The organism is Brumimicrobium aurantiacum (genome assembly GCF_003402975.1).
Taxonomy (GTDB): domain Bacteria; phylum Bacteroidota; class Bacteroidia; order Flavobacteriales_D; family Crocinitomicaceae; genus Brumimicrobium; species Brumimicrobium aurantiacum.
Window position 1 is genome coordinate 1 of sequence record NZ_QURB01000001.1, and the last position, 19,746, is coordinate 19,746.

Consider the following 19,746-nt stretch of genomic DNA (forward strand, 5'->3'; position numbering starts at 1 on the left):
CCGCTAGCGTTCATCCTGAGCCAGGATCAAACTCTCCGTTGTAAAAGACTTTGAATTTTGTTGTGGCTCTTAATTTCGTTTATTTACGCTGTTTCCTTATTTCTCAATCTATCAAAGAACTTATTTGTTGTTTCTCGTTAATTTAATAACTAAAAACCTTACCTTGTTCCCCCTAAACTCGTTTGTTTCGAGGAGGACAAAATTAGTAATAATTTTTTAACCTGCAAGCTTTTTTTTGAATTAAATTTTAAAAAAGATTTTTGAAGTCTTTTTAAACTTTCTTACCTCGCTCGTTTGCGGGGATGCAAAGATAGTCACTAAATTTAAAGTAACAAGCTTTTTTGAATTTTTTATTTAATCTTTTCTTAATCTCACTCCTTATCGCTAATTCGTAATCTTAAATGCTTTTCAAGTTTTTCACCGCTCGTTTGCGGGGTGCAAAGATACTGAGCTTCTATCAGTAAACAAGCTTTTTGGTAAACTTTATTTAATTTATTTTTAATCTTAATCCTTAACCGCTTATTACTAACGGGTTATTGTTTAAAAAACAACCTACTAAGAACAAAACCACTAGAAGCCGACAACCAAAAAACACATCATAGAGAAGGTAACACTCAATTCAAAACACATCTCCACCGAAATCTTAATTCAAAAAAAAAAGTTTAACACAAAAAAAAAGCCTTCCTAAAAGGAAAGCTTTTCTTGTGGGCCCTACTGGATTCGAACCAGTGACCCCCTGCTTGTAAGGCAGGTGCTCTAAACCAACTGAGCTAAGGGCCCGACTCTAGACATGAATTACGTCTATAAAATTCGCAATAATTGAAATAATTAAAAACATAAATTGTGGGCCCTACTGGATTCGAACCAGTGACCCCCTGCTTGTAAGGCAGGTGCTCTAAACCAACTGAGCTAAGGGCCCTCTTTTTATTTCAATTACAAGATTTCGTTTAATCCCATTGCGGGTGCAAATATAAGCACAATTTTCCAATCAAGCGCATAATTATTAAAAAATAATTAAATAATATCTTCCAGCAAGAAGAAACTACCAAAAACGACAATCATATCTAACTCACTTTCAATAGACTTAGCCTCTGTAAAAGCTTTCTTTGCATTTGAAAAATATTTTGCATTTAATTGCTTAACATTACTATTCTCTTTTAAATCTTGTATTCTTGTCGACCTATTATTACTGAATTCTGTAAAGAAGTACTTCCATTCAACTGGAAACAAACCTAATATCGCATCTAAATCTTTATCATTTGAAGTACCATATAAGACACGAACGTTACGATAAGAATAATTGAGCTGAATATTACGTATCAACTTCTCGACTCCCATTGGATTATGAGCTGCATCCAATATAATCAATGGCGACTCACTATAAACTTGACTCCTACCGAACAAACCAGTATTTTCATACAACTTTGAAATAGCATTACTATATAAGGTCTCTTTACCTGATATATCACCAAGTAAAATATCCAATGCTTTAAATGCTAAATTTGAATTTTGCTGAAAAGCATCTACTTCTTGCAAATTCTCTAGAAAATATATCGGAGCCTCAATAGCCTCAGCTACTTCTTTAAATACTGGAGCAACCTCCTCATCACCTTCACCAATTACTACAGGAACACCTTTCTTTATTATACCAGCTTTTTCACCAGCAATCAACTTTCGAGTACCCCCCAAAATTGCAACATGATCTAACCCTATATTTGTAATGATAGACAGTTCAGGAATAATTACATTGGTTGCATCCAAACGACCACCTAAACCTGTTTCAACTACCACTACATCACAATCCATTTTATAAAAATGAGCAAGTGCCATAGCCCAAGTTATTTCAAAAAAAGATGGTGAAAACTCAAATGAATGAGATTGAACCATGTTTATATAATGAACAACTTCATTTTCAGAAATCATTTTACCATTTACACGAATGCGTTCTCGAAAATCTTTAATATGAGGTGAAGTAAACAGTCCTACTTTTTTACCAGACTCTGTAAGAGCACTAGCAACTATCGAACATGTTGTCCCTTTTCCGTTTGTTCCAGCGACATGAACAAAACTCATCTCATCAATAGGTATAGAAAAAAACGAGATTAATGACTTTGTATTGTCTAAGGTTGGCTTGTATGCCTTCGCTCCGACCTTTTGAAAAACTGGAAATTGATTAAAAAGCCAATTGACTTTGTTGGAATAATCAGAAATATTCATTGATTAACCTGGTTGAACGGTAACAGTATAATAAGTGATTTCATTTTTAGCGCCTGGCTTCTCTTTATAACGAACCTCCTTTTTCGCAAGTCCAATTACTTCATCAATTAATCTTTGATTTGTTGCTGTGGTTTGACTTCTAATCACATCAGCTCTTAAAACTGATCCTTGAGAGTTTACCGTTAACTTCAATGAAATTTTACACACTTCATCATTAGGCGTCTTTGGTTTTGAACGAATATTGGAAATTCTTACACGATCACCCGCAGCACCTGTTCCAGCCTCACCAGCACCACTACCTGGCCCATCATCGGAACCAAAACCTCCACCAGAACCACTAGTTCCAGAACCACCAGAACCACTTCCTGAGAATGGATTTGCAGCTTCTGCCTCTTGAGAACTTGTATTATCAGATTGAGAATCTCCTGTTCCAGTTGGAGTTTGAATTACCGACTCATCTTGGGTTGGTTGTTCTTCAGGGTTTTCTACAGGGGTTGGCGTTGGTTCAACATTTTGACTTGGCGCACCACCTCCACCATTATTTACTTCAAAATTCTCGATTCCACTTTCTCCCATTAAGATTGGAATAGGTATCGTAACTTTTGGAGGATCTGGCTCGCTATACTTAATAAAAAAAAGCAAAAACAAAGTAATAAGAAGGAACGCAACAGCTGCGATGATTCCTTTACGGTTATCCGATTCTCTTACTACTGGTACTTGTGCCATAAATTTGTCAATTATTTAATCGTAAGCTAAAACAGGCTTCCAACCTTTTGTTTTAGACAAAGCCAGAATTTGAAAAACAGCTTCATAACTCGCTTTTCTGGCTCCAGCTATTTTAACTTTCATTTCAGGTGTTTTCTCTACTTCTGTAATCAGAAAATCACGAATTTCTTCATAACTTACTCCATCAGTTTTAACTCCGAATGGATTATCTGAATTACTTGCATCACTCAACATTATTTGATACAAATCATTATCTGTAATCACTACTGTTGTTGTTGTGTTGACCTTAGAAGTTTCTAAACTCTCACTGGGTTGTGGCAATTCTACAGGCGTATTCTTTTCTGCCATTGTACTCATAATAATGAAGAATACAAGTAACAGGAACACCAAGTCCGTCATGGAGGCCATTCCTCCTTCGATCTTTATTTTATTTTGTGTACCAAATCCCATATTTATTCAATTACTTTGAAGGTGTGTGGAGTACATCCATAAACTCCATTGCATCATTTTCCATTCGATAAACAACTTTTGATATTTGAGATACCAAATAGTTATAGCCCATATAAGCAATAATACCAACAATCAAACCAGCAACTGTCGTTACCATTGCAGTCATAATACCTGGAGCAATTGTTCCTAAATCTAAAGAATCTAGGTTTTTCATTGCATTAAAAGTTTTTACCATACCAATTGTCGTTCCCAAAAAACCGATCATTGGAGCGGCACCAGCTGCAGTAGCAAGAAAACTTAATCGTTGTTCTAATCTGGATATTTCAAGTTTTCCCGTGTTATCGATTGTAGAAGCCACTACATCTACTGGCTTACCTAATCTAGAAATCCCTTTTTCTAACATTCTCGCTGAAGGAGAATCAGTACGTGCACAAAGATTTTTGGCCTCATCAATTTTTCCTTCAGATAAATATCTTTTTACCTCAGATAAAAAATTTGGACTTTTCTTTGAAGCTCTTTTTAAAGCAAGTAAACGTTCAACAAAAACATAAACAGCATAAATAGACATTACAGCTAATGACAATAAAATCACCAATCCCATAACATCACTTCCAGCATCTGAAACAGCTTGCCAAATCGCAACTTCTTTAAATCCTTCCTCAACTCCAACATCCGTGGAATCTTGTACAACTTGTAGTAAAAATGAACTTCTCATACTTTCAATAACGAATTAAATTAAATTTTGTTACAATGCTCTTTCTAATAAATAAAATCCTGCACCAGCAATATAGCCAATTAATGCCAACCATGAGATGTTTTTCAAATACCAGAAAAACGAAATCTTCTCCATTCCCATAGCAACAACTCCAGCGGCTGATCCAATAATCAACATTGAACCTCCTGTACCTGCAGAATAAGCGATGAATTGCCAAATATGATCATCCATCGGTGCATTAAACATTCCCATACTTGCAGCTACCAATGGAACATTATCAATTACAGCAGATCCAGCTCCAAGTAGTAAAACGAAAATATCGTCATGCATACTTTCTTGAACCGACTGACCAAAGTTGAACACCATTCCTAATGATTCTAGGGCTGCTACAGTCATCAAAATACCTAAAAAGAATAAAATCGAAGGCATTTCAATTTTAGTTAACGCCCTAAAGGTAGGACTTTCGTGATGTTCTACAGGTTTATTTTGAATATAATCTTGATTTTTATCTTTTTTAACAACTCCCATGTATGCCATTTTAAATTGTCGAACACTGATAGTTTCAGCGAAAAGAGCAACAACTCCAAGGGATAGCATCATTCCTACATAAGGTGGTAGATGGAAAATCGTTTTAAAAATAGGAACAAAAACAATCATCGCTAGTCCTAAATATAACATCAATGATGCCTTTGAATTTACCTCTCCCTCTTCTTCTGGTAATTCAAAATCACCTTTGAACGGCTTCATAAAACTTGCAATAAATGTGGGAACCAGCATACATATTAAAGAAGGAATCAATAAATACTCCATCAATTTAATCGCCGTAACCTTATCACCCATCCAAAGCATTGTAGTGGTTACATCACCGATTGGTGACCATGCACCTCCTGCATTCGCACAAATAACAATTAGACCTGCAAACCAAATTCGATCTTCCGGATTATTTAACAATTTTCTAAGAATTGTGATTAATACAATCGTTGCTGTAAGGTTGTCGATAATTGCTGATAACACGAAAGCTAAAAACGCAACAATCCATAAGAGGGTACGTTTTTTATTTGTTCTAATGAATCCTTTAATTGCTGAAAAACCGTGAAAATGATCAATTATCTCAACAATTGTCATTGCCCCAATTAGAAATATTAAAATCTCTGATGTTTTTCCAAAGTGATGCAAAAGGGTTTCGTCCATTAAATGACTACGATCTTCATGAGTCATACCTGTAATATCTAACAACTCATGACCTGCAGTATCAAACCATAAGGAAAAGTCATCTAATCCAATTGACACTCCTGCCCAAGCAAGTGCCATCATCAACAGTGAAGGGACAAGCTTATCAACTTTCAAACTATGTTCGAGGGTGATTGCTAAATACCCTAGAATAAAAACAAAAACAATAAATAATTCCATAATAAACAGTGTCGACTTTATTCAATATGATGTGTTAAACCAATATTAATATTTGTTAAATTTCAGCAGCAAAAATAAAAAACAATTTCATTCGAGGTTCACTCCTATTTATATTTATTTAAGGATATATAATCACCCCTGAAGATGAATCTGTTATAGAACCTGTTACACTTGATAAAACATTAACTTCACCCACCCACTTTAACAAACCTAAAAAAGCAAATCCAATCGCTTCTTTAAAGTCTATCAGCGTTTTTTCTGGTACAACAATCTCACATTTGGACAAAGACTGAATCCTTTCCACCAAGAAACTGTTATTTGCACCTCCACCCGTAATCAAAACACTTGAGACTTCTGTTTTATCTAAAGTTTTGCTAATTTGATAAGCAATATGTTCATAGAAAGTTCGTACACTATTTTCAAGAGGAACATCAACATCCAATAATGGACACACATGTTCCTGAACCCATTCTTGCCCCAATGATTTTGGACCATCACTTTTATAAAAATCAAGTGCATTCAATTGACGAAGTAAACTTTCATCTACTTTACCTAGTTTTCCAAACGCTCCTCCATCATCATATTCTTCACCCATCTTTCTCATCAAATCATTGATCACAATATTTACTGGACAAACATCAAATGACAAAATCTGCTGCTCCTTCTTAAAAGACAAGTTGCTAAACCCACCTAAATTCAGGAAGGAATCTGCAAATTTTTGAAACAAGAAATGATCTGCCATTGGAATTAAAGGAGCTCCATTACCTCCTAACGCAACATCCATTGATCTAAAATCTAAAACAGTTGGAATTTTTGTATGAACTGCAAGTTCAGGACCGTTTCCTATTTGCAAAGTATAGCCTTTATCTGGTTGATGAAAAACGGTTTGACCATGACTAGCGATAAAATCAAATGAAGAAGGTGAAATTTTAAACTCTTCAAGAAAACGCTTTACAACATCGGCATAAAACTTTCCCAAATCAGCACTAAGTTCCATTAATTCAGGAGCAGGAATAAGATGGGCTTTTTTCAACCTGTGAAGTAAACTAACTTCAAAATGATATAAACATGCGTGGTTAACTTCGAAAGTCCAATCATTAGCATTTACTTGAGAAAACGTTACATCGGCAACATCTACTCCATCGAGAGAAGTACCTGACATAAGTCCAATTGCTCGAAAAGTTTTCATTTCTATTGTACTTATTGTGTGAAATATGAATAATTACGCTAATTTTACGACCTCAATATTAAGTAAATAAATTTAGATTTCCTTGATATAGATTCTGGAATACCATGAATTACTTCAGTCCAAAATCAAGGTATATGAACAAATAATAAAGTATGAATTTCGAATTAACAGAAGAACAATTAGCAGTACGTGATGCAGCAAGAGATTTTGCTCAAAACGTACTAAAAGAAGGAGTTATAGAACGAGATAATGAACAACGTTTTCCTAAGGAAGAAATCAAACAACTTGGTGAGTTAGGTTTCCTAGGAATGATGGTTGATCCAAAATATGGAGGTGGTGGAATGGATACTATTTCATATGCTTTGGCAATGGAGGAAATATCTAAAGTTGACGCTTCGGTATCTGTTTGTATGAGTGTAAACAATTCTTTAGTTTGTTGGGGACTTGAAACATATGGAACGGAAGAACAAAAACAAAAGTACTTAATTCCACTTGCATCAGGTGAAAAAATCGGTGCTTTTTGTTTATCTGAGCCAGAAGCAGGATCTGATGCTACTTCTCAAAGAACAACTGCAATTGACAAAGGAGACCATTATTTATTAAACGGTACTAAAAACTGGATTACAAATGGTTCTTCAGCTTCGACTTATATAGTTATTGCTCAAACTGACGTTGAAAAAGGTCACAGAGGAATCAACGCATTCATCGTAGAAAGAGGAATGGAAGGATTCGAAGTAGGAGCAAAAGAGGACAAATTAGGTATTAGAGGAAGTGACACACACACTTTACTATTTACTGACGTAAAAGTACCTAAAGAAAATAGAATTGGTGAAGATGGATTTGGTTTCAAATTTGCTATGAAAACACTTTCTGGAGGTAGAATTGGAATTGCATCACAAGCCTTAGGTATTGCAGCAGGTGCAATGGATTTAGCAGTAGCTTATTCTAAAGAACGTAAAGCTTTTGGTAAAGAAATTAACCAACACCAAGCGATAGCATTTAAAATTGCTGATATGGCAACAGCTGTTGAGACTGCAAGATTAATGGTACATAAAGCTGCATGGGAAAAGGATCAAGGGTTAAATTACGACCAATCTGGAGCTATGGCAAAATTATACGCATCATCTGTGGCGATGGAACAAACAGTAGAAGCTGTTCAAATCCACGGTGGTTACGGATTCGTAAAAGAGTACCATGTTGAAAGATTAATGCGTGACGCGAAGATTACTCAAATTTATGAAGGAACTTCTGAAATTCAAAAAATTGTAATTTCTAGAGGTGTTTTAAATTCATAAATACAATCAACAAATATTAATACTTAAAAGCATCGATTTTTATCGGTGCTTTTTTTGTAGTATTCATCTTCAATAAATTCTATTAAATTTTTAATTATTCCAATGATTCATTCAAAGAATTTTTCATATATTAATTTAAAGTAGGATTAAATAGAAACTAATTAAAAATGAAAGTATATACGAAAACCGGAGACAAAGGTCAAACCTCTCTAATCGGTGGTCAACGTGTTTCAAAAAATGATATTCGCATTGACAGCTATGGAACCGTTGATGAATTAAATTCTTGGATAGGTTTAATTCGAGACCATGATGAAATACCAAAAAAACAATTTGACCAATTAATTGAAATACAAGACAGACTATTCACCATTGGTTCTTTGCTAGCAACACAACCCGAAGGAACAAAAATGAAACTACCATTAGTGTTAGAAAGTGACATCCAATTTTTAGAGGAAGCCATCGACGAAATGAATGACCAACTTCCTCCAATGAGAAATTTTGTGTTGCCAGGTGGGAAACAAATTTTGTCACACTGCCATATTGCAAGATGTGTTTGTCGTAGAGCAGAAAGACTCACAACTGGATTGAAAGACGAAAGTGATCAATATCAAATCGCACTCAAATATTTGAATCGATTAAGTGATTATTTGTTTGTGCTTTCACGCAAGATAGCCACAGACCTCAACATTGAAGAAATTCAATGGAAACCAAGGGTTTAAAAGGCATTAATGCTATTTTATACTGAAAATCAAAATTCAATTTGGTTTTTAAAAAAATAAAATTACTTTTGCGCACTGATTACACAATTATTGATAACAAGATTAAAACAAACATATTATGTATTGGACATTAGAATTAGCTTCATATTTAGAGGATGCGCCATGGCCAGCCGCTAAAGACGAATTAATCGATTTTGCGATTAGAACAGGAGCACCACTTGAAGTAGTGGAAAACTTACAAGACATTGAAGACGAAGGAGAAATTTATGAAAACATTGAAGATATCTGGCCAGACTATCCTTCAAAAGAAGATTTTTTCTTCAACGAAGATGAATACTAAACGATTTATTCTAAAGCTCCAAAATCAACTTGGAGCTTTTTTTTGATTACAACTTACGTCAATATGACAGTTATTCTTTCGTGGAATAATTTATGATAACACTAATCTTATATGAATTTTAAGGCCTCGATTAAAAGTAATCCGTTATTTTTGGAGGTCTAAATAACAGGACAAAAAAATGATAGGAGGACTATTAAAAAAAATACTTGGCGACAAATCGGTAAAAGACCGTAAAACATTTCAGCCAATCATAGATAAAGTAAATGAAGTCTATGCTACTTTACGTGATATTTCTGACGATGAGTTGCGAGATAGAACAAAGCAATTCAAGGCAAAAATAGCTAAAGAAACAGCTGATATAGAAAAAGAGATACAAACGCTAGAGGACCAAGCACATCATCCAGACACTGCAGTTTTAGAAAAAGAGAATATTTTCGAGAAAATTGATGCGTTGACTGATGACTTAGATGAGAAAATTGAATCAATTTTAAAAGAAATAATGCCAGATGCTTTTGCTACAATTAAAGAAACGGCAAGACGTTGGGCTGAAAACAAACAAATCGTTGTCACAGCTACTGACTATGATAGAGAAATGGCAAATTCACATGATGGACTTGTCATTGAAGGAGATAAAGCCATTTGGAAAAACAAATGGACTGCTGCTGGAACTGATGTTGAATGGAACATGGTTCATTATGATGTACAAATCATGGGTGGAGCTGTTTTACATGGTGGAAATATTGCAGAGATGCAAACAGGTGAAGGTAAAACTTTAGTGGCAACACTACCGGTTTATTTGAATGCTATCGCAGGGAAAGGTGTTCACTTGGTAACAGTGAATGATTATTTATCACGTCGTGATAGTGAATGGATGGGACCTCTTTATCAATTCCATGGCTTGTCTGTAGATTGTATTGATAAACATAAGCCAAATTCTGAATCAAGAAGAAAAGCCTACAAAGCAGACATCACTTTTGGTACCAATAATGAGTTTGGTTTTGACTACCTACGTGACAACATGTCAAGTGATATTAAAAGTCTTGTTCAGAGAAAGCATCATTATGCAATTATTGACGAGGTCGATTCTGTTTTAATTGATGACGCAAGAACACCTTTAATTATTTCTGGTCCAACTCCAAAAGGTGATCAACAAGAATATGTAGCTTTAAAACCACTTATTGAAAAGGTAGTTAGCGCACAAAAAGCATATATCAACAAGGTTTTGGCTGAAGCAAAAAAAGACCTTGCTGTTATTAATCAACCTTTAGACGATAAAAAAGAGCAAAAAAGATTACTGGACGAAGGAGGTCAGAAACTTTTGCGTGCTTTCCGTGGTCTTCCTAAAAACAAAGCATTAATTAAGTTTTTATCAGAACCAGGTGTAAAAGCACATTTACAAAAGGTTGAAAACTTCTATATGGCAGAGCAAAATAAGCAAATGCCAATCATTGATAAAGAGTTATTCTTTGTAATCAATGAAAAAAACAACACCATCGATCTTACCGATAAAGGTATTGATTTAATGTCAGGTAAAAATGATCCTAATTTTTACATTATGCCTGATATCGGAACTGAGTTAGCCAAATTGGAGAACCAAGGATTAGCTGATGATGTTTTAGCAGAAAAGAAGAATGAATTAATCCGTGATTATTCAGTTAAATCTGAAAGAATTCACAGTATCAACCAATTATTAAAAGCATATACTCTTTTTGAGAAAGAAGTAGAATATGTTATTGCTGACGACAAAGTAAAAATTGTAGATGAATCTACAGGTCGTATTATGGAAGGTAGACGTTATTCTGATGGTCTACACCAAGCGATTGAAGCAAAAGAAAATGTAAAAGTTGAGGCCGCAACACAAACTTATGCTAGTGTTTCTTTACAGAACTATTTCAGAATGTATCATAAATTGTCAGGGATGACAGGTACAGCTGAGACAGAAGCTAAGGAGTTCTGGGACATATATGAATTAGATGTTGTTGTTATTCCCACGAATAAGCCTTTGGCACGTAAAGATCTTGAAGACATGGTTTACAAGACAGGACGTGAAAAATACAATGCGGTAATACAAGAAGTTGAACGACTAGTAGCTGAGGACAGACCAGTATTGGTAGGTACAACGACAGTTGAGATATCTGAATTATTGAGTCGAATGTTAAAAATGAAGGGCATTAAACATAATGTCTTGAATGCGAAACATCATCAAAAGGAATCTGAAATCGTTGCTGAAGCAGGAACTAAGGGAACTGTAACTATTGCAACGAACATGGCAGGTCGTGGTACTGACATTAAATTAAAAGAAGATGTCAAAGAAAACGGAGGTTTAGCTATCGTTGGTACAGAACGTCACGATTCACGTCGTGTTGATAGACAGTTAAGAGGTCGTGCTGGTCGTCAAGGTGATCCAGGATCTTCTCAATTCTTCGTTTCTCTTGAAGATGACTTAATGCGTAAATTTGGTTCAGAGCGAATTGCGAAATTGATGGACCGAATGGGATTAAAAGAAGGAGAAGTTATTCAACACAAAATGATCTCTAAGTCTATTGAAAGAGCTCAGAAAAAAGTTGAAGAAAACAACTTTGGTAACCGTAAACATCTATTGGAATATGATGATGTAATGAACGCGCAACGTAAAGCTGTTTACAGAAAACGTAAAAACGCGTTATATGGTGACCGTTTAGACCTTGACATAGCGAACATGTTCTACGATACGGTAGAAGTTATTGTTAGCAAATATAACGGGAAAGATGATTTCAAAGAGTTTGAACTAGAATTGTTAAGAGTTATTGGAGTTCAATCACCTGTTTCTGCTGATCAATTCGCAAGTCAAAACAGACAAGATACAATTAACGCGATTTACAATGCTGCATTAGATAGATACGACGAAAAGAACAGCAAGATTGCTGAATTAGTATTTGAAAATGTAAAACCACATTACGAAAAAGAAGAAAACAGAGCACGTCATATGCGTGTGCCTATTACAGATGGAAAACGTGGTATTGAAGTGTCTTCAACAATTGAAGATTCATTTAATTCTAAAGGATATTCTATAATTCGTCAATTTGAAAAAGCAATTGTTTTAGGATTAATTGACAATGAATGGAAAGAGCATTTACGTGAAATGGACGATTTAAAACAATCAGTTCAGCAAGCACAACACGAGCAAAAAGACCCATTATTGGTTTACAAACTTGAATCATTTAATTTGTTTAAGGACATGATAGACAGATTAAATCAAGATACTGTAGAGTTCTTGGTAAAAGGAGCAATTCCAGTTCAAGCGAATACTTCATCTGTACAAAACCAAGCTTCTCAACAAAGCAACAATTATGCTCAAGCAAAAGTAAATGAAAAACAACCACAAGCTACTGAGCAAAAAAACTTTGAAGGAAGCCAAGGTTATGATGAAGCTATGGCCAACTCTCAACAACAGAGTATGCCAAAGCAACAACCTGTAGTCACTGAAAAGAAAACAGGTAGAAACGACCCTTGTCCATGCGGAAGCGGGAAAAAATACAAACAATGTCACGGTAAATAACTAATCATGGCAAAGGTTGCAGTCATCGGAGCTGGTGTTGGAGGTTTAGCAAGTGCTATTCGATTTGCTAATGCTGGACATGATGTAACTGTTTACGAAGCAAATTCACATCCAGGGGGAAAGATCAACAATCTTTCCCTTGGTGAATTTCGTTGGGATATGGGGCCATCGGTTTTTACCGCACCGCACTACATAGAAGACTTATATAAGCTTTGCGGAGAAAACTTCTCTACATTTAAATTTAAACGCCTTAAAAACACATTCAATTATTTCTACAATGATGGTACATGTTTTTCATTACCATTAGAGCGTAAAGAAATGTTGAAAGTTTTTGAAGAAGAATTAGGTGAAGACAAAACAGTAATCGAACGCTATCTCGATAAATCAGCTAAAAATTATCGACACATCACCCCTATCTTTATAGAAAACTCCCTTAATAGCCTTAGCAATTTACTTTCAAGAAAACTACTTAGTGCATTGTTTAGACTTCCTAAATACAAGTTGAACTCAACAATGCATGAAGAGAACTATTCAACGTTTAAAAACGAGAAAACAGTTCAATTATTTAACCGCTATGCAACATATAACGGTTCCAGTCCATACAAGTCTCCAGCAATGCTCAACATGATACAGCATTTAGAACTTAATGAAGGGGTATATCTGCCAGAAGATGGAATGGTACAAATAGCAAAATCACTTTATGAATTAGCATTAAAACAAGGTGCAAAATTTAATTTCAATGAAAAGGTAAAAGAAATTAAACTCCTCAACCAAAAGGTTAACACTCTAATTACAGAAAAAGCTGAGGAAAATTACGATGTTGTTGTTTCCAATATGGATGTGGCCTACACTTACCATCGACTACTGAAGAGTTATAAAAACAAACCGTTTAAGACACTAAATCAAGAAAAGTCGTCTTCAGCAATTGTATTTTATTGGGGAATAAATAAAGAGTTCCCAGACCTTGATGTACACAATATGTTTTTCGCTTCTGATTACAAAAGAGAGTTCAAAGATATATTTGAGAATAAAATCATGAATAATGATCCTTCTATATATTTACATATAACTTCAAAAGAAAAGAACGGAGATGCACCTTCAGGTAAAGAAAATTGGTTTGTAATGGTAAATGCTCCTATCAATGAAGGACAAGATTGGGAGAAAATAGTAGCAGTAACAAAAAACAACATTCTTACAAAGCTCTCAAAGCAACTTAGAGTATCAATAGCACCTTTAATAGAAGAAGAGTTTATTATGGATCCAATATTTATTGAAAACACTTATTTTGGCGCTAAAGGTTCCATTTATGGAAATGCATCGAACAACAAATATGCTGCATTTTTACGTCATCCCAATTTTAGTAAAGACATAAAGGGTTTATATTTTACAGGTGTTACTGTACATCCAGGAGGTGGAATTCCATTGGCTTTAAACAGTGCAAAATTAGCATTTGAAAAATACGAAAAGGACCAACTTAATTAAGCTGAGAAGCGAATTCGTCTTTTGTTTCATCAAGAGGAAATACAATTTTAAACTTCACTCCATTTTCATTTTTAATTTCCAAACTTCCATCTAACTGATCGACAAGAGAATCAATCAACTGTATACCAAGCGTTTCAGAATCCTCAATTGAGAAATCTTTGGGGAAACCAACTCCATCATCACCAATAGCCAATTCGATGTTCCCATCAATATGTTTTAAACTTAAAAAAAGATTCCCTTTTTCACGCCCTTTAAAAGCATATTTAACGGCGTTAGAAATGATCTCATTTACAAATAATCCACAAGGTATTGCTTGCTTGATATTAAATCGAATATCAGCTAAATCGTCTTCAATTTCAATATTAAGCTTAGTGTCTTGTTTATAGGTATAGATAACCTCATTGGTTAATTCCAACAAATAATCTGAAAAATTAATGGATTCAAAATTCTTAAACTTATACAAACGCTCGTGAATACCAGACATACTTCTAATCCTATTAATACTTTCACTTAAAATCACCTTTGTTTCCTGATCCTCAACATAATTATTTTGAAGTCTTAAAATACTTGAAATAATTTGCATATTATTTTTTACACGATGATGTATTTCTTGCAATAAGGTTTCTTTTTCTTTCAACGATGCTGCTAAAGAGGTATTCAGTTTTTCCACTACTTCAGCTTCCTTTATTTTTTCAACTAGAATAGCATCACGCAAAACACCTTTGAATCTTAATATTCCAATCGCTAGCATTGAGAGCATGACAGTAAGAAATACATATCCTCCGTTTGCAAAAATGAAAGAAGTTTCAAAATCACTATAAACAATAAAGAATATAATAGACGAAATTCCTATTAAAACATTAAGAAACATCTCAATAGGCCTAAGAACCAAGATAAAGAAAATAAACATCAAAGTCATCGTATAACCTTGGAAATAGACTGAAACAGCATCAGGATCAATGTACATTAGCATATATGTTTTTGTAAAAACATAATAAGCAAAGAAAATTAACTGCAGTTTCATCACTGAATATCCTTTCTTTAATAAATAGATCATAATTAAAGAAAGTACAGTTCCAATAATTCGAAAGATTAGGAAATCAAAAAAATGATCGTTTCTATAATAATAGTCGAAAGGTATTATTGCAAGCCAAAGTGGTGCAGCAATGGTACAAAGATACAAAAGGTGGGTTCTTGCTTTTTTGTCGATAACTTGATTCAAAACGAAGCTATTATGATTAATTGGTGGTTAAGTTACTATTTTAGAAAAAATAAAACTAAAATAGGCTAAACTAAATACAATTGCGTCAAAAAGATACAAAAAAAAATGGGAACACATACGTGTTCCCATCCTCTTTGAAAAATTATCTCTTTATTTTACTAACGCAATGAAACCAGGGTTTTCTTCATAGTTAATGAATTCACGGTCTCTATCTGCTTTAGATTTCAATGTAGAATCTAATTTAATTGCCTCTTCAAGGTTTGTTAACACCTCTTGGATGTTATCTTGACGTGCAGCGATAATTGCTTTCAAATAATATCCTTTAGCAGTTTCTGCTTTTGCAGAAGCATCAATAGTTGTTTTTGCTCCGCTATCGTCTTTATTTAACAATTGAGCAAGTGCTTTATTGAATGTATCTTCGCTACCGAAGTTAGCAATAGCTTCGTCATATTTACCATCTTGAATGTTTAACACTCCTTGGTTATAAGAAACTTCGCTACCAGCACCTGATGCTTCACTTAATAAATCTTTCGCTTTCTGACGCTCATCGTTCGTTCCTGCGATTGCAGCTAAGTTATTTTTAGAGATTTCGTTTTCTTCGATGTTGTTTGCTTTCTCAAATTGAGTTTTAGCTTCAGCCAATTTACCTTGCATGTAGTATACTGATCCAACATTGTTAGAAGGACGGTAATCTTCAGGGTATAAACGCTCAGCTTCTTTGTATAAACGTAATTTTTCGTTTAAGTCATCTGTTAATGTTGCAGTAAATAAGATTTCTTCAACATTTAAAGTATCGATGTTTGACTTAGACAAAGCAGTTAATTCTTCATCAGAATAACCAGTCAAGTCATAATCAACGATAATTTCAGAACGTCTTTGTGCTGGGAAGATATTGTTATCTAAGTACAAGTAAGTACTTAAGTCACGAATAGCTTGCTCACGCGCTTCAGGAGTTTGTTGCATTTCTAAGATTCTTAAGATACGGTCTTTATCACCTTTATCCATATCAGATGCTTTTAAAGCACGTTTGAATCCTTTGAAATCCTCACCTTTACCAATTGTAGTATAGTTTGAATCATCTTGACCTGCTTCGTTTGCTACTTTTTTCTTAGCAGCTAACTCCATTGCAACTTCTTTTGCTGAATTTGAACGGTCTTGAGATAAAGTGTTGTTTTTGTCTTCCTCACCCTCAATAGATGCGAATGCTTCAATTTTAATTCCGTTGATTTTAATTTTCGGATTAGATTGAGCAGCAGCCATAAATGCTTCAAGTTCTTTGATATCTTCATCTGATTTTTCAGAAGAACGAACAACTGGAGAACCTTTCAAGTAATTAATTTCAGCAATTTGCTCTTCTTTAGTTACTCTTTGGAATTCATCAGCTGCAAGAATTACACGGAAATCTTTTTCCACTAATAATGGAGTGATAACAGTTGCATCAGCAACTTTCAAAGTGTCAATAAAACCTTTTTCCTTACCTTTTTTATAAACAGTTCCAGTTAAAGTTAAATCTGCAACTTCCAAATCAGGTGTATATGCAATAACATCTTCATATACTACCTTTCCACCTGGTTTATAAGGAACAACCGCACCATTTGCTGTTGCATTTTCACCTACAATAGTTACAGGTTTTAATGGGTGAGTTCCTAACATTGGTACAATTTCAGCATATGCTTTTTTGTTAATTCCTTTTTCTGGAACATTAACGTCAATTTTTACTCTTACGCTATCACCATGCAACTCAAGAGGAGACGGTTTTACAACGTATTCTACATCTTTAATAAGATCACAGCTTGTGGCCATCAAACCAGCTGCAGCAACAAATGCTATACTTTTGATTCCTTTGTTTTTCATTATCATATTTTTTTTCTATCCGTGTTATTGAATGCAATAATAATAATTATTTTGACCACTTAAAAGAAGTTTAGTCGAATAATTCAATTGTTAATATTCAATCCTCATACAATATGACACTACTTTTATCGTTGCAAACACTTAACATTCGTTCAATTGATTGATTGTTAACGGGATCCATAAATTCTGGATTTAGATCCTTTATCGTAGTAATAACAAAGGCTCTAGAACTTATATGAGGATGTGGAATAGTCAATTCTGAATGCGTTATTTGCTTGTCTCCATAATACAAAATATCGATGTCAATCACCCTCGATTCATAGGTGTTATTTTTACTTTTTTTAACTCTTCCTATCTGCTTCTCTATTGATTTTGTAATGGATAAAACCTCAAAAGGAGACAAACTTGTCTTGATAGAGATACAACTATTAAGAAAATAGGAATCTGAGTTAAAACCCCACGCTTTAGAACGAAATAATCGAGAACTTTTGGATTCACAATCAAACGCTGTTTCTATGGCATAAACGGCATTTTCAATATTGGATTTTTTATCTCCCAAATTACTTCCCAAGCCCAATATCACTTCAACCATTTTATTTCATCTTTAAAAATTCACCAATTAAACAGCAAGCTTTCCTTTCAACCAAAAACGTAAAATATTTTACCTATATTTTGTATATTTATAATTAAAGCATTTGCTTTATAACTGTTTAGAACAGTAATTCAATATTTATACTACAAATAAAAGTAAATTATGACAAACAAAAAAGTTTCATTTTGGCGTATATTCTGGGCTAGCTTGGTCGCAGGTTTAACCATAATTATTCTAATTTTCGTATTATTCATGGGTGCGATTGGCTCACTGATGAACAGCAAGCCTGTTTACACTGTAAAAGACAAAACGATATTACACCTTGAGTTAAGTGGTCAAATAGATGAAATCACTCGCCATGAGATGAATTTCGGAACAATTGGAATGGCCAATCAAACAGGTTTAGTTGACTTACTTTATGGTTTTGAAAAAGCTGCCAAAGACGATAGAATCAAGGGTGTTTTTATAGAACTGAAAGGAGCCAACTGTGGATACAGTACTGCAACTGAAATCAGAAAAGCAATTGACCGCTTTGAAGAAGAATCTGGTAAATTTGTGGTGGCTTATCACAGTGGCGAATTTGTAAGTTTGAAACAATATTACATTGCATCAGCAGCTTCTGAAAATTACGGATTCCACTCTTCAATGTTTGAGTTTTTAGGTTTAGGTACTGAACTAATGTTCTATAAAGGTATGTTCGATAAGCTTGATTTAGAAATGCAAGTGATTAGAGGATCGAATAACGATTTTAAAAGTGCTGTAGAACCTTATTTCCTAACTGAAATGAGTGACTCTAGTAGACTGCAATTACAAACTTACCTTAATAACATTTGGACTGCGGTTAAATCAGACATTGGTGAAGCGAGAGGTATCCCAACAGAAGAATTGGATAGAATTGCAGACAGCAGCTTGATTAAAAGAGTTGAACAAGCGGTTAAATACAACTTATTAGATGGGGTAAAATACAGAGATGAAGTAATTCAATTATTAGCCGATAAAATAAAAATCGAAAACACTGATGACCTAAATTTTAAAGGATTCGAGAAATACGCAAAAAAGAAATTTGAAGCTCAACAAAATGTTGCACATACCAAAAAAGCAAACATCGCTGTAATCGTTGCTGAAGGAGCAGTAACAGTTGATGGAGACGGTTTAGCTAGTAACAACATTACAAAACTTTTAAGAGAGGCAAGAAAAGACAAAGACATTAAAACAATTGTTTTTAGAGTTAATTCCCCTGGAGGAAGTGCTTTAGCGAGTGACGAAATTTGGAGAGAAGTAAAATTAGCGAATGAAGAAAAGAAAGTTATTGTCTCTATGGGAGATCTTGCTGCATCTGGTGGATACTACATTGCTGCACCAGCAAGTAAAATCTTTGCTCGTGAAACTACAATTACAGGTTCAATTGGTGTATTTGGAGTAATTCCTTACACAGGAAAAATGTTGGAAAACAAGCTTGGTCTTACTTTCGACCGAGTTTCTACAAACAAGCATTCAGTGCTTAGTACCAACAAGAAACTAACCGAAAAAGAAATGAGTTTAATCCAAAAAGAGGTTGACCATACATACAGTAATTTCTTAAATATTGTTGCTGAAGGAAGAAACATGACTGTTGACCAAGTAAATGAAGTAGCAAGAGGAAGGGTTTGGACAGGTCTTGACGCTCTCAAAGTTGGTTTGGTTGACACACTAGGTGGAATCAATGATGCCATTGCATATGCTGCAAAAGACGCTAAAATTGAACACCCAATTATTCGTTATTATCCAAAAGTAGAGAAAGAAGCATGGATGGAATTTATCGAAGCTTTCGAAGAGAATGAAGAAGCTGTTAAAGGAAATATGGTACCTGAAGAACTAACTAACATGTACAACAGAGTTAAAAATGTTGAACAAATGACAGGCATTCAAGCGAGATTACCTTATGAAATAATTTGGTAAATTGAAATTAAGTATATTTGAATTGAGGAGGGACTTCCCTCCTCTTTTTTTTTGGTATT

At 34.3% G+C, this 19,746-nt stretch carries 15 protein-coding genes and 2 tRNA genes; 6 read left to right on the forward strand and 11 right to left on the reverse strand.

The window, feature by feature from the left end; translation table 11 throughout:
- Window positions 1–705 precede the first annotated feature (705 nt).
- The 8 genes from DXU93_RS00005 to DXU93_RS00040 form a co-directional block, all read right to left on the reverse strand.
- Window positions 706–780 (reverse strand) — tRNA-Val (locus DXU93_RS00005).
- A gap of 64 nt (window positions 781–844) precedes the next feature.
- A tRNA-Val gene (locus DXU93_RS00010) sits at window positions 845–919 on the reverse strand.
- Between the two features lie 95 nt (window positions 920–1,014).
- Window positions 1,015–2,217, reverse strand: a complete 1,203-nt coding sequence (locus DXU93_RS00015; RefSeq protein WP_116879200.1) for a bifunctional folylpolyglutamate synthase/dihydrofolate synthase — start codon at window positions 2,215–2,217, stop codon at window positions 1,015–1,017.
- A 3-nt stretch (window positions 2,218–2,220) separates the two neighbouring features.
- Entirely contained in the window at window positions 2,221–2,943 is a 723-nt protein-coding gene (locus tag DXU93_RS00020; protein ID WP_116879201.1) for a hypothetical protein, read from the reverse strand.
- A gap of 15 nt (window positions 2,944–2,958) precedes the next feature.
- Window positions 2,959–3,393 (reverse strand): ExbD/TolR family protein, encoded by a 435-nt coding sequence (locus DXU93_RS00025; RefSeq protein WP_116879202.1) that lies wholly within the window; start codon window positions 3,391–3,393, stop codon window positions 2,959–2,961.
- Between the two features lie 10 nt (window positions 3,394–3,403).
- Window positions 3,404–4,108 (reverse strand): MotA/TolQ/ExbB proton channel family protein, encoded by a 705-nt coding sequence (locus DXU93_RS00030; protein WP_116879203.1) that lies wholly within the window; start codon window positions 4,106–4,108, stop codon window positions 3,404–3,406.
- Between the two features lie 30 nt (window positions 4,109–4,138).
- A complete protein-coding gene (gene nhaD / locus DXU93_RS00035) occupies window positions 4,139–5,518 on the reverse strand; it encodes a sodium:proton antiporter NhaD (RefSeq protein ID WP_116879204.1) in 1,380 nt (459 codons plus the stop codon).
- Between the two features lie 118 nt (window positions 5,519–5,636).
- Window positions 5,637–6,707, reverse strand: a complete 1,071-nt coding sequence (locus tag DXU93_RS00040) for an anhydro-N-acetylmuramic acid kinase (protein ID WP_116879205.1) — start codon at window positions 6,705–6,707, stop codon at window positions 5,637–5,639.
- A 152-nt stretch (window positions 6,708–6,859) separates the two neighbouring features.
- Here DXU93_RS00040 and DXU93_RS00045 point away from each other — a divergent pair, with 152 nt between their 5' ends.
- The 5 genes from DXU93_RS00045 to crtD all read left to right on the forward strand — a co-directional run bounded on the left by DXU93_RS00045 (window position 6,860) and on the right by crtD (window position 14,081).
- Window positions 6,860–8,002: an acyl-CoA dehydrogenase gene (locus tag DXU93_RS00045; RefSeq protein WP_116879206.1), complete on the forward strand. Its 1,143-nt coding sequence runs from the start codon at window positions 6,860–6,862 to the stop codon at window positions 8,000–8,002.
- A gap of 167 nt (window positions 8,003–8,169) precedes the next feature.
- A complete protein-coding gene (locus tag DXU93_RS00050) occupies window positions 8,170–8,721 on the forward strand; it encodes a cob(I)yrinic acid a,c-diamide adenosyltransferase (RefSeq protein ID WP_116879207.1) in 552 nt (183 codons plus the stop codon).
- Between the two features lie 118 nt (window positions 8,722–8,839).
- The gene (locus DXU93_RS00055) at window positions 8,840–9,061 is read left to right on the forward strand and encodes a DUF2795 domain-containing protein (RefSeq protein ID WP_101335370.1); all 222 of its coding nucleotides are present in this window, start codon (window positions 8,840–8,842) and stop codon (window positions 9,059–9,061) included.
- Window positions 9,062–9,239: 178 nt separating this feature from the next.
- A complete protein-coding gene (secA, locus tag DXU93_RS00060) occupies window positions 9,240–12,599 on the forward strand; it encodes a preprotein translocase subunit SecA (protein ID WP_116879208.1) in 3,360 nt (1,119 codons plus the stop codon).
- Between the two features lie 6 nt (window positions 12,600–12,605).
- On the forward strand, window positions 12,606–14,081 hold the full coding sequence (crtD, locus tag DXU93_RS00065; RefSeq protein ID WP_116879209.1) for a 1-hydroxycarotenoid 3,4-desaturase CrtD: 1,476 nt from the start codon (window positions 12,606–12,608) through the stop codon (window positions 14,079–14,081).
- On the opposite strand, the gene DXU93_RS00070 is transcribed toward crtD, so the two are convergent.
- From DXU93_RS00070 to folK, 3 genes are all read right to left on the reverse strand, one after another.
- Window positions 14,074–15,303 carry a sensor histidine kinase gene (locus tag DXU93_RS00070; protein WP_116879210.1) on the reverse strand — a complete coding sequence of 410 codons (1,230 nt, stop codon included), beginning with the start codon at window positions 15,301–15,303 and terminating at the stop codon, window positions 14,074–14,076. The genes crtD and DXU93_RS00070 overlap by 8 nt on opposite strands.
- A 150-nt stretch (window positions 15,304–15,453) precedes the next feature.
- Window positions 15,454–17,157: a TPR end-of-group domain-containing protein gene (locus tag DXU93_RS00075; protein ID WP_116879211.1), complete on the reverse strand. Its 1,704-nt coding sequence runs from the start codon at window positions 17,155–17,157 to the stop codon at window positions 15,454–15,456.
- Between the two features lie 97 nt (window positions 17,158–17,254).
- Window positions 17,255–17,749, reverse strand: a complete 495-nt coding sequence (folK, locus tag DXU93_RS00080) for a 2-amino-4-hydroxy-6-hydroxymethyldihydropteridine diphosphokinase (protein ID WP_116879212.1) — start codon at window positions 17,747–17,749, stop codon at window positions 17,255–17,257.
- A 162-nt stretch (window positions 17,750–17,911) separates the two neighbouring features.
- On the opposite strand from folK, the gene sppA reads away from it, so the two are divergent.
- A complete protein-coding gene (gene sppA / locus DXU93_RS00085; protein WP_116879213.1) occupies window positions 17,912–19,687 on the forward strand; it encodes a signal peptide peptidase SppA in 1,776 nt (591 codons plus the stop codon).
- Window positions 19,688–19,746 lie beyond the last annotated feature (59 nt).

Coding starts and splice junctions, on each gene's coding strand:
- DXU93_RS00015 (WP_116879200.1), bottom strand. CDS start 2,217: ATGAATATTTCTGATTATTCCAACAAAGTCAATTGGCTTTTTAATCAA.
- DXU93_RS00020 (WP_116879201.1), bottom strand. CDS start 2,943: ATGGCACAAGTACCAGTAGTAAGAGAATCGGATAACCGTAAAGGAATC.
- DXU93_RS00025 (WP_116879202.1), bottom strand. CDS start 3,393: ATGGGATTTGGTACACAAAATAAAATAAAGATCGAAGGAGGAATGGCC.
- DXU93_RS00030 (WP_116879203.1), bottom strand. CDS start 4,108: ATGAGAAGTTCATTTTTACTACAAGTTGTACAAGATTCCACGGATGTT.
- nhaD (WP_116879204.1), bottom strand. CDS start 5,518: ATGGAATTATTTATTGTTTTTGTTTTTATTCTAGGGTATTTAGCAATC.
- DXU93_RS00040 (WP_116879205.1), bottom strand. CDS start 6,707: ATGAAAACTTTTCGAGCAATTGGACTTATGTCAGGTACTTCTCTCGAT.
- DXU93_RS00045 (WP_116879206.1), top strand. CDS start 6,860: ATGAATTTCGAATTAACAGAAGAACAATTAGCAGTACGTGATGCAGCA.
- DXU93_RS00050 (WP_116879207.1), top strand. CDS start 8,170: ATGAAAGTATATACGAAAACCGGAGACAAAGGTCAAACCTCTCTAATC.
- DXU93_RS00055 (WP_101335370.1), top strand. CDS start 8,840: ATGTATTGGACATTAGAATTAGCTTCATATTTAGAGGATGCGCCATGG.
- secA (WP_116879208.1), top strand. CDS start 9,240: ATGATAGGAGGACTATTAAAAAAAATACTTGGCGACAAATCGGTAAAA.
- crtD (WP_116879209.1), top strand. CDS start 12,606: ATGGCAAAGGTTGCAGTCATCGGAGCTGGTGTTGGAGGTTTAGCAAGT.
- DXU93_RS00075 (WP_116879211.1), bottom strand. CDS start 17,157: ATGAAAAACAAAGGAATCAAAAGTATAGCATTTGTTGCTGCAGCTGGT.
- folK (WP_116879212.1), bottom strand. CDS start 17,749: ATGGTTGAAGTGATATTGGGCTTGGGAAGTAATTTGGGAGATAAAAAA.
- sppA (WP_116879213.1), top strand. CDS start 17,912: ATGACAAACAAAAAAGTTTCATTTTGGCGTATATTCTGGGCTAGCTTG.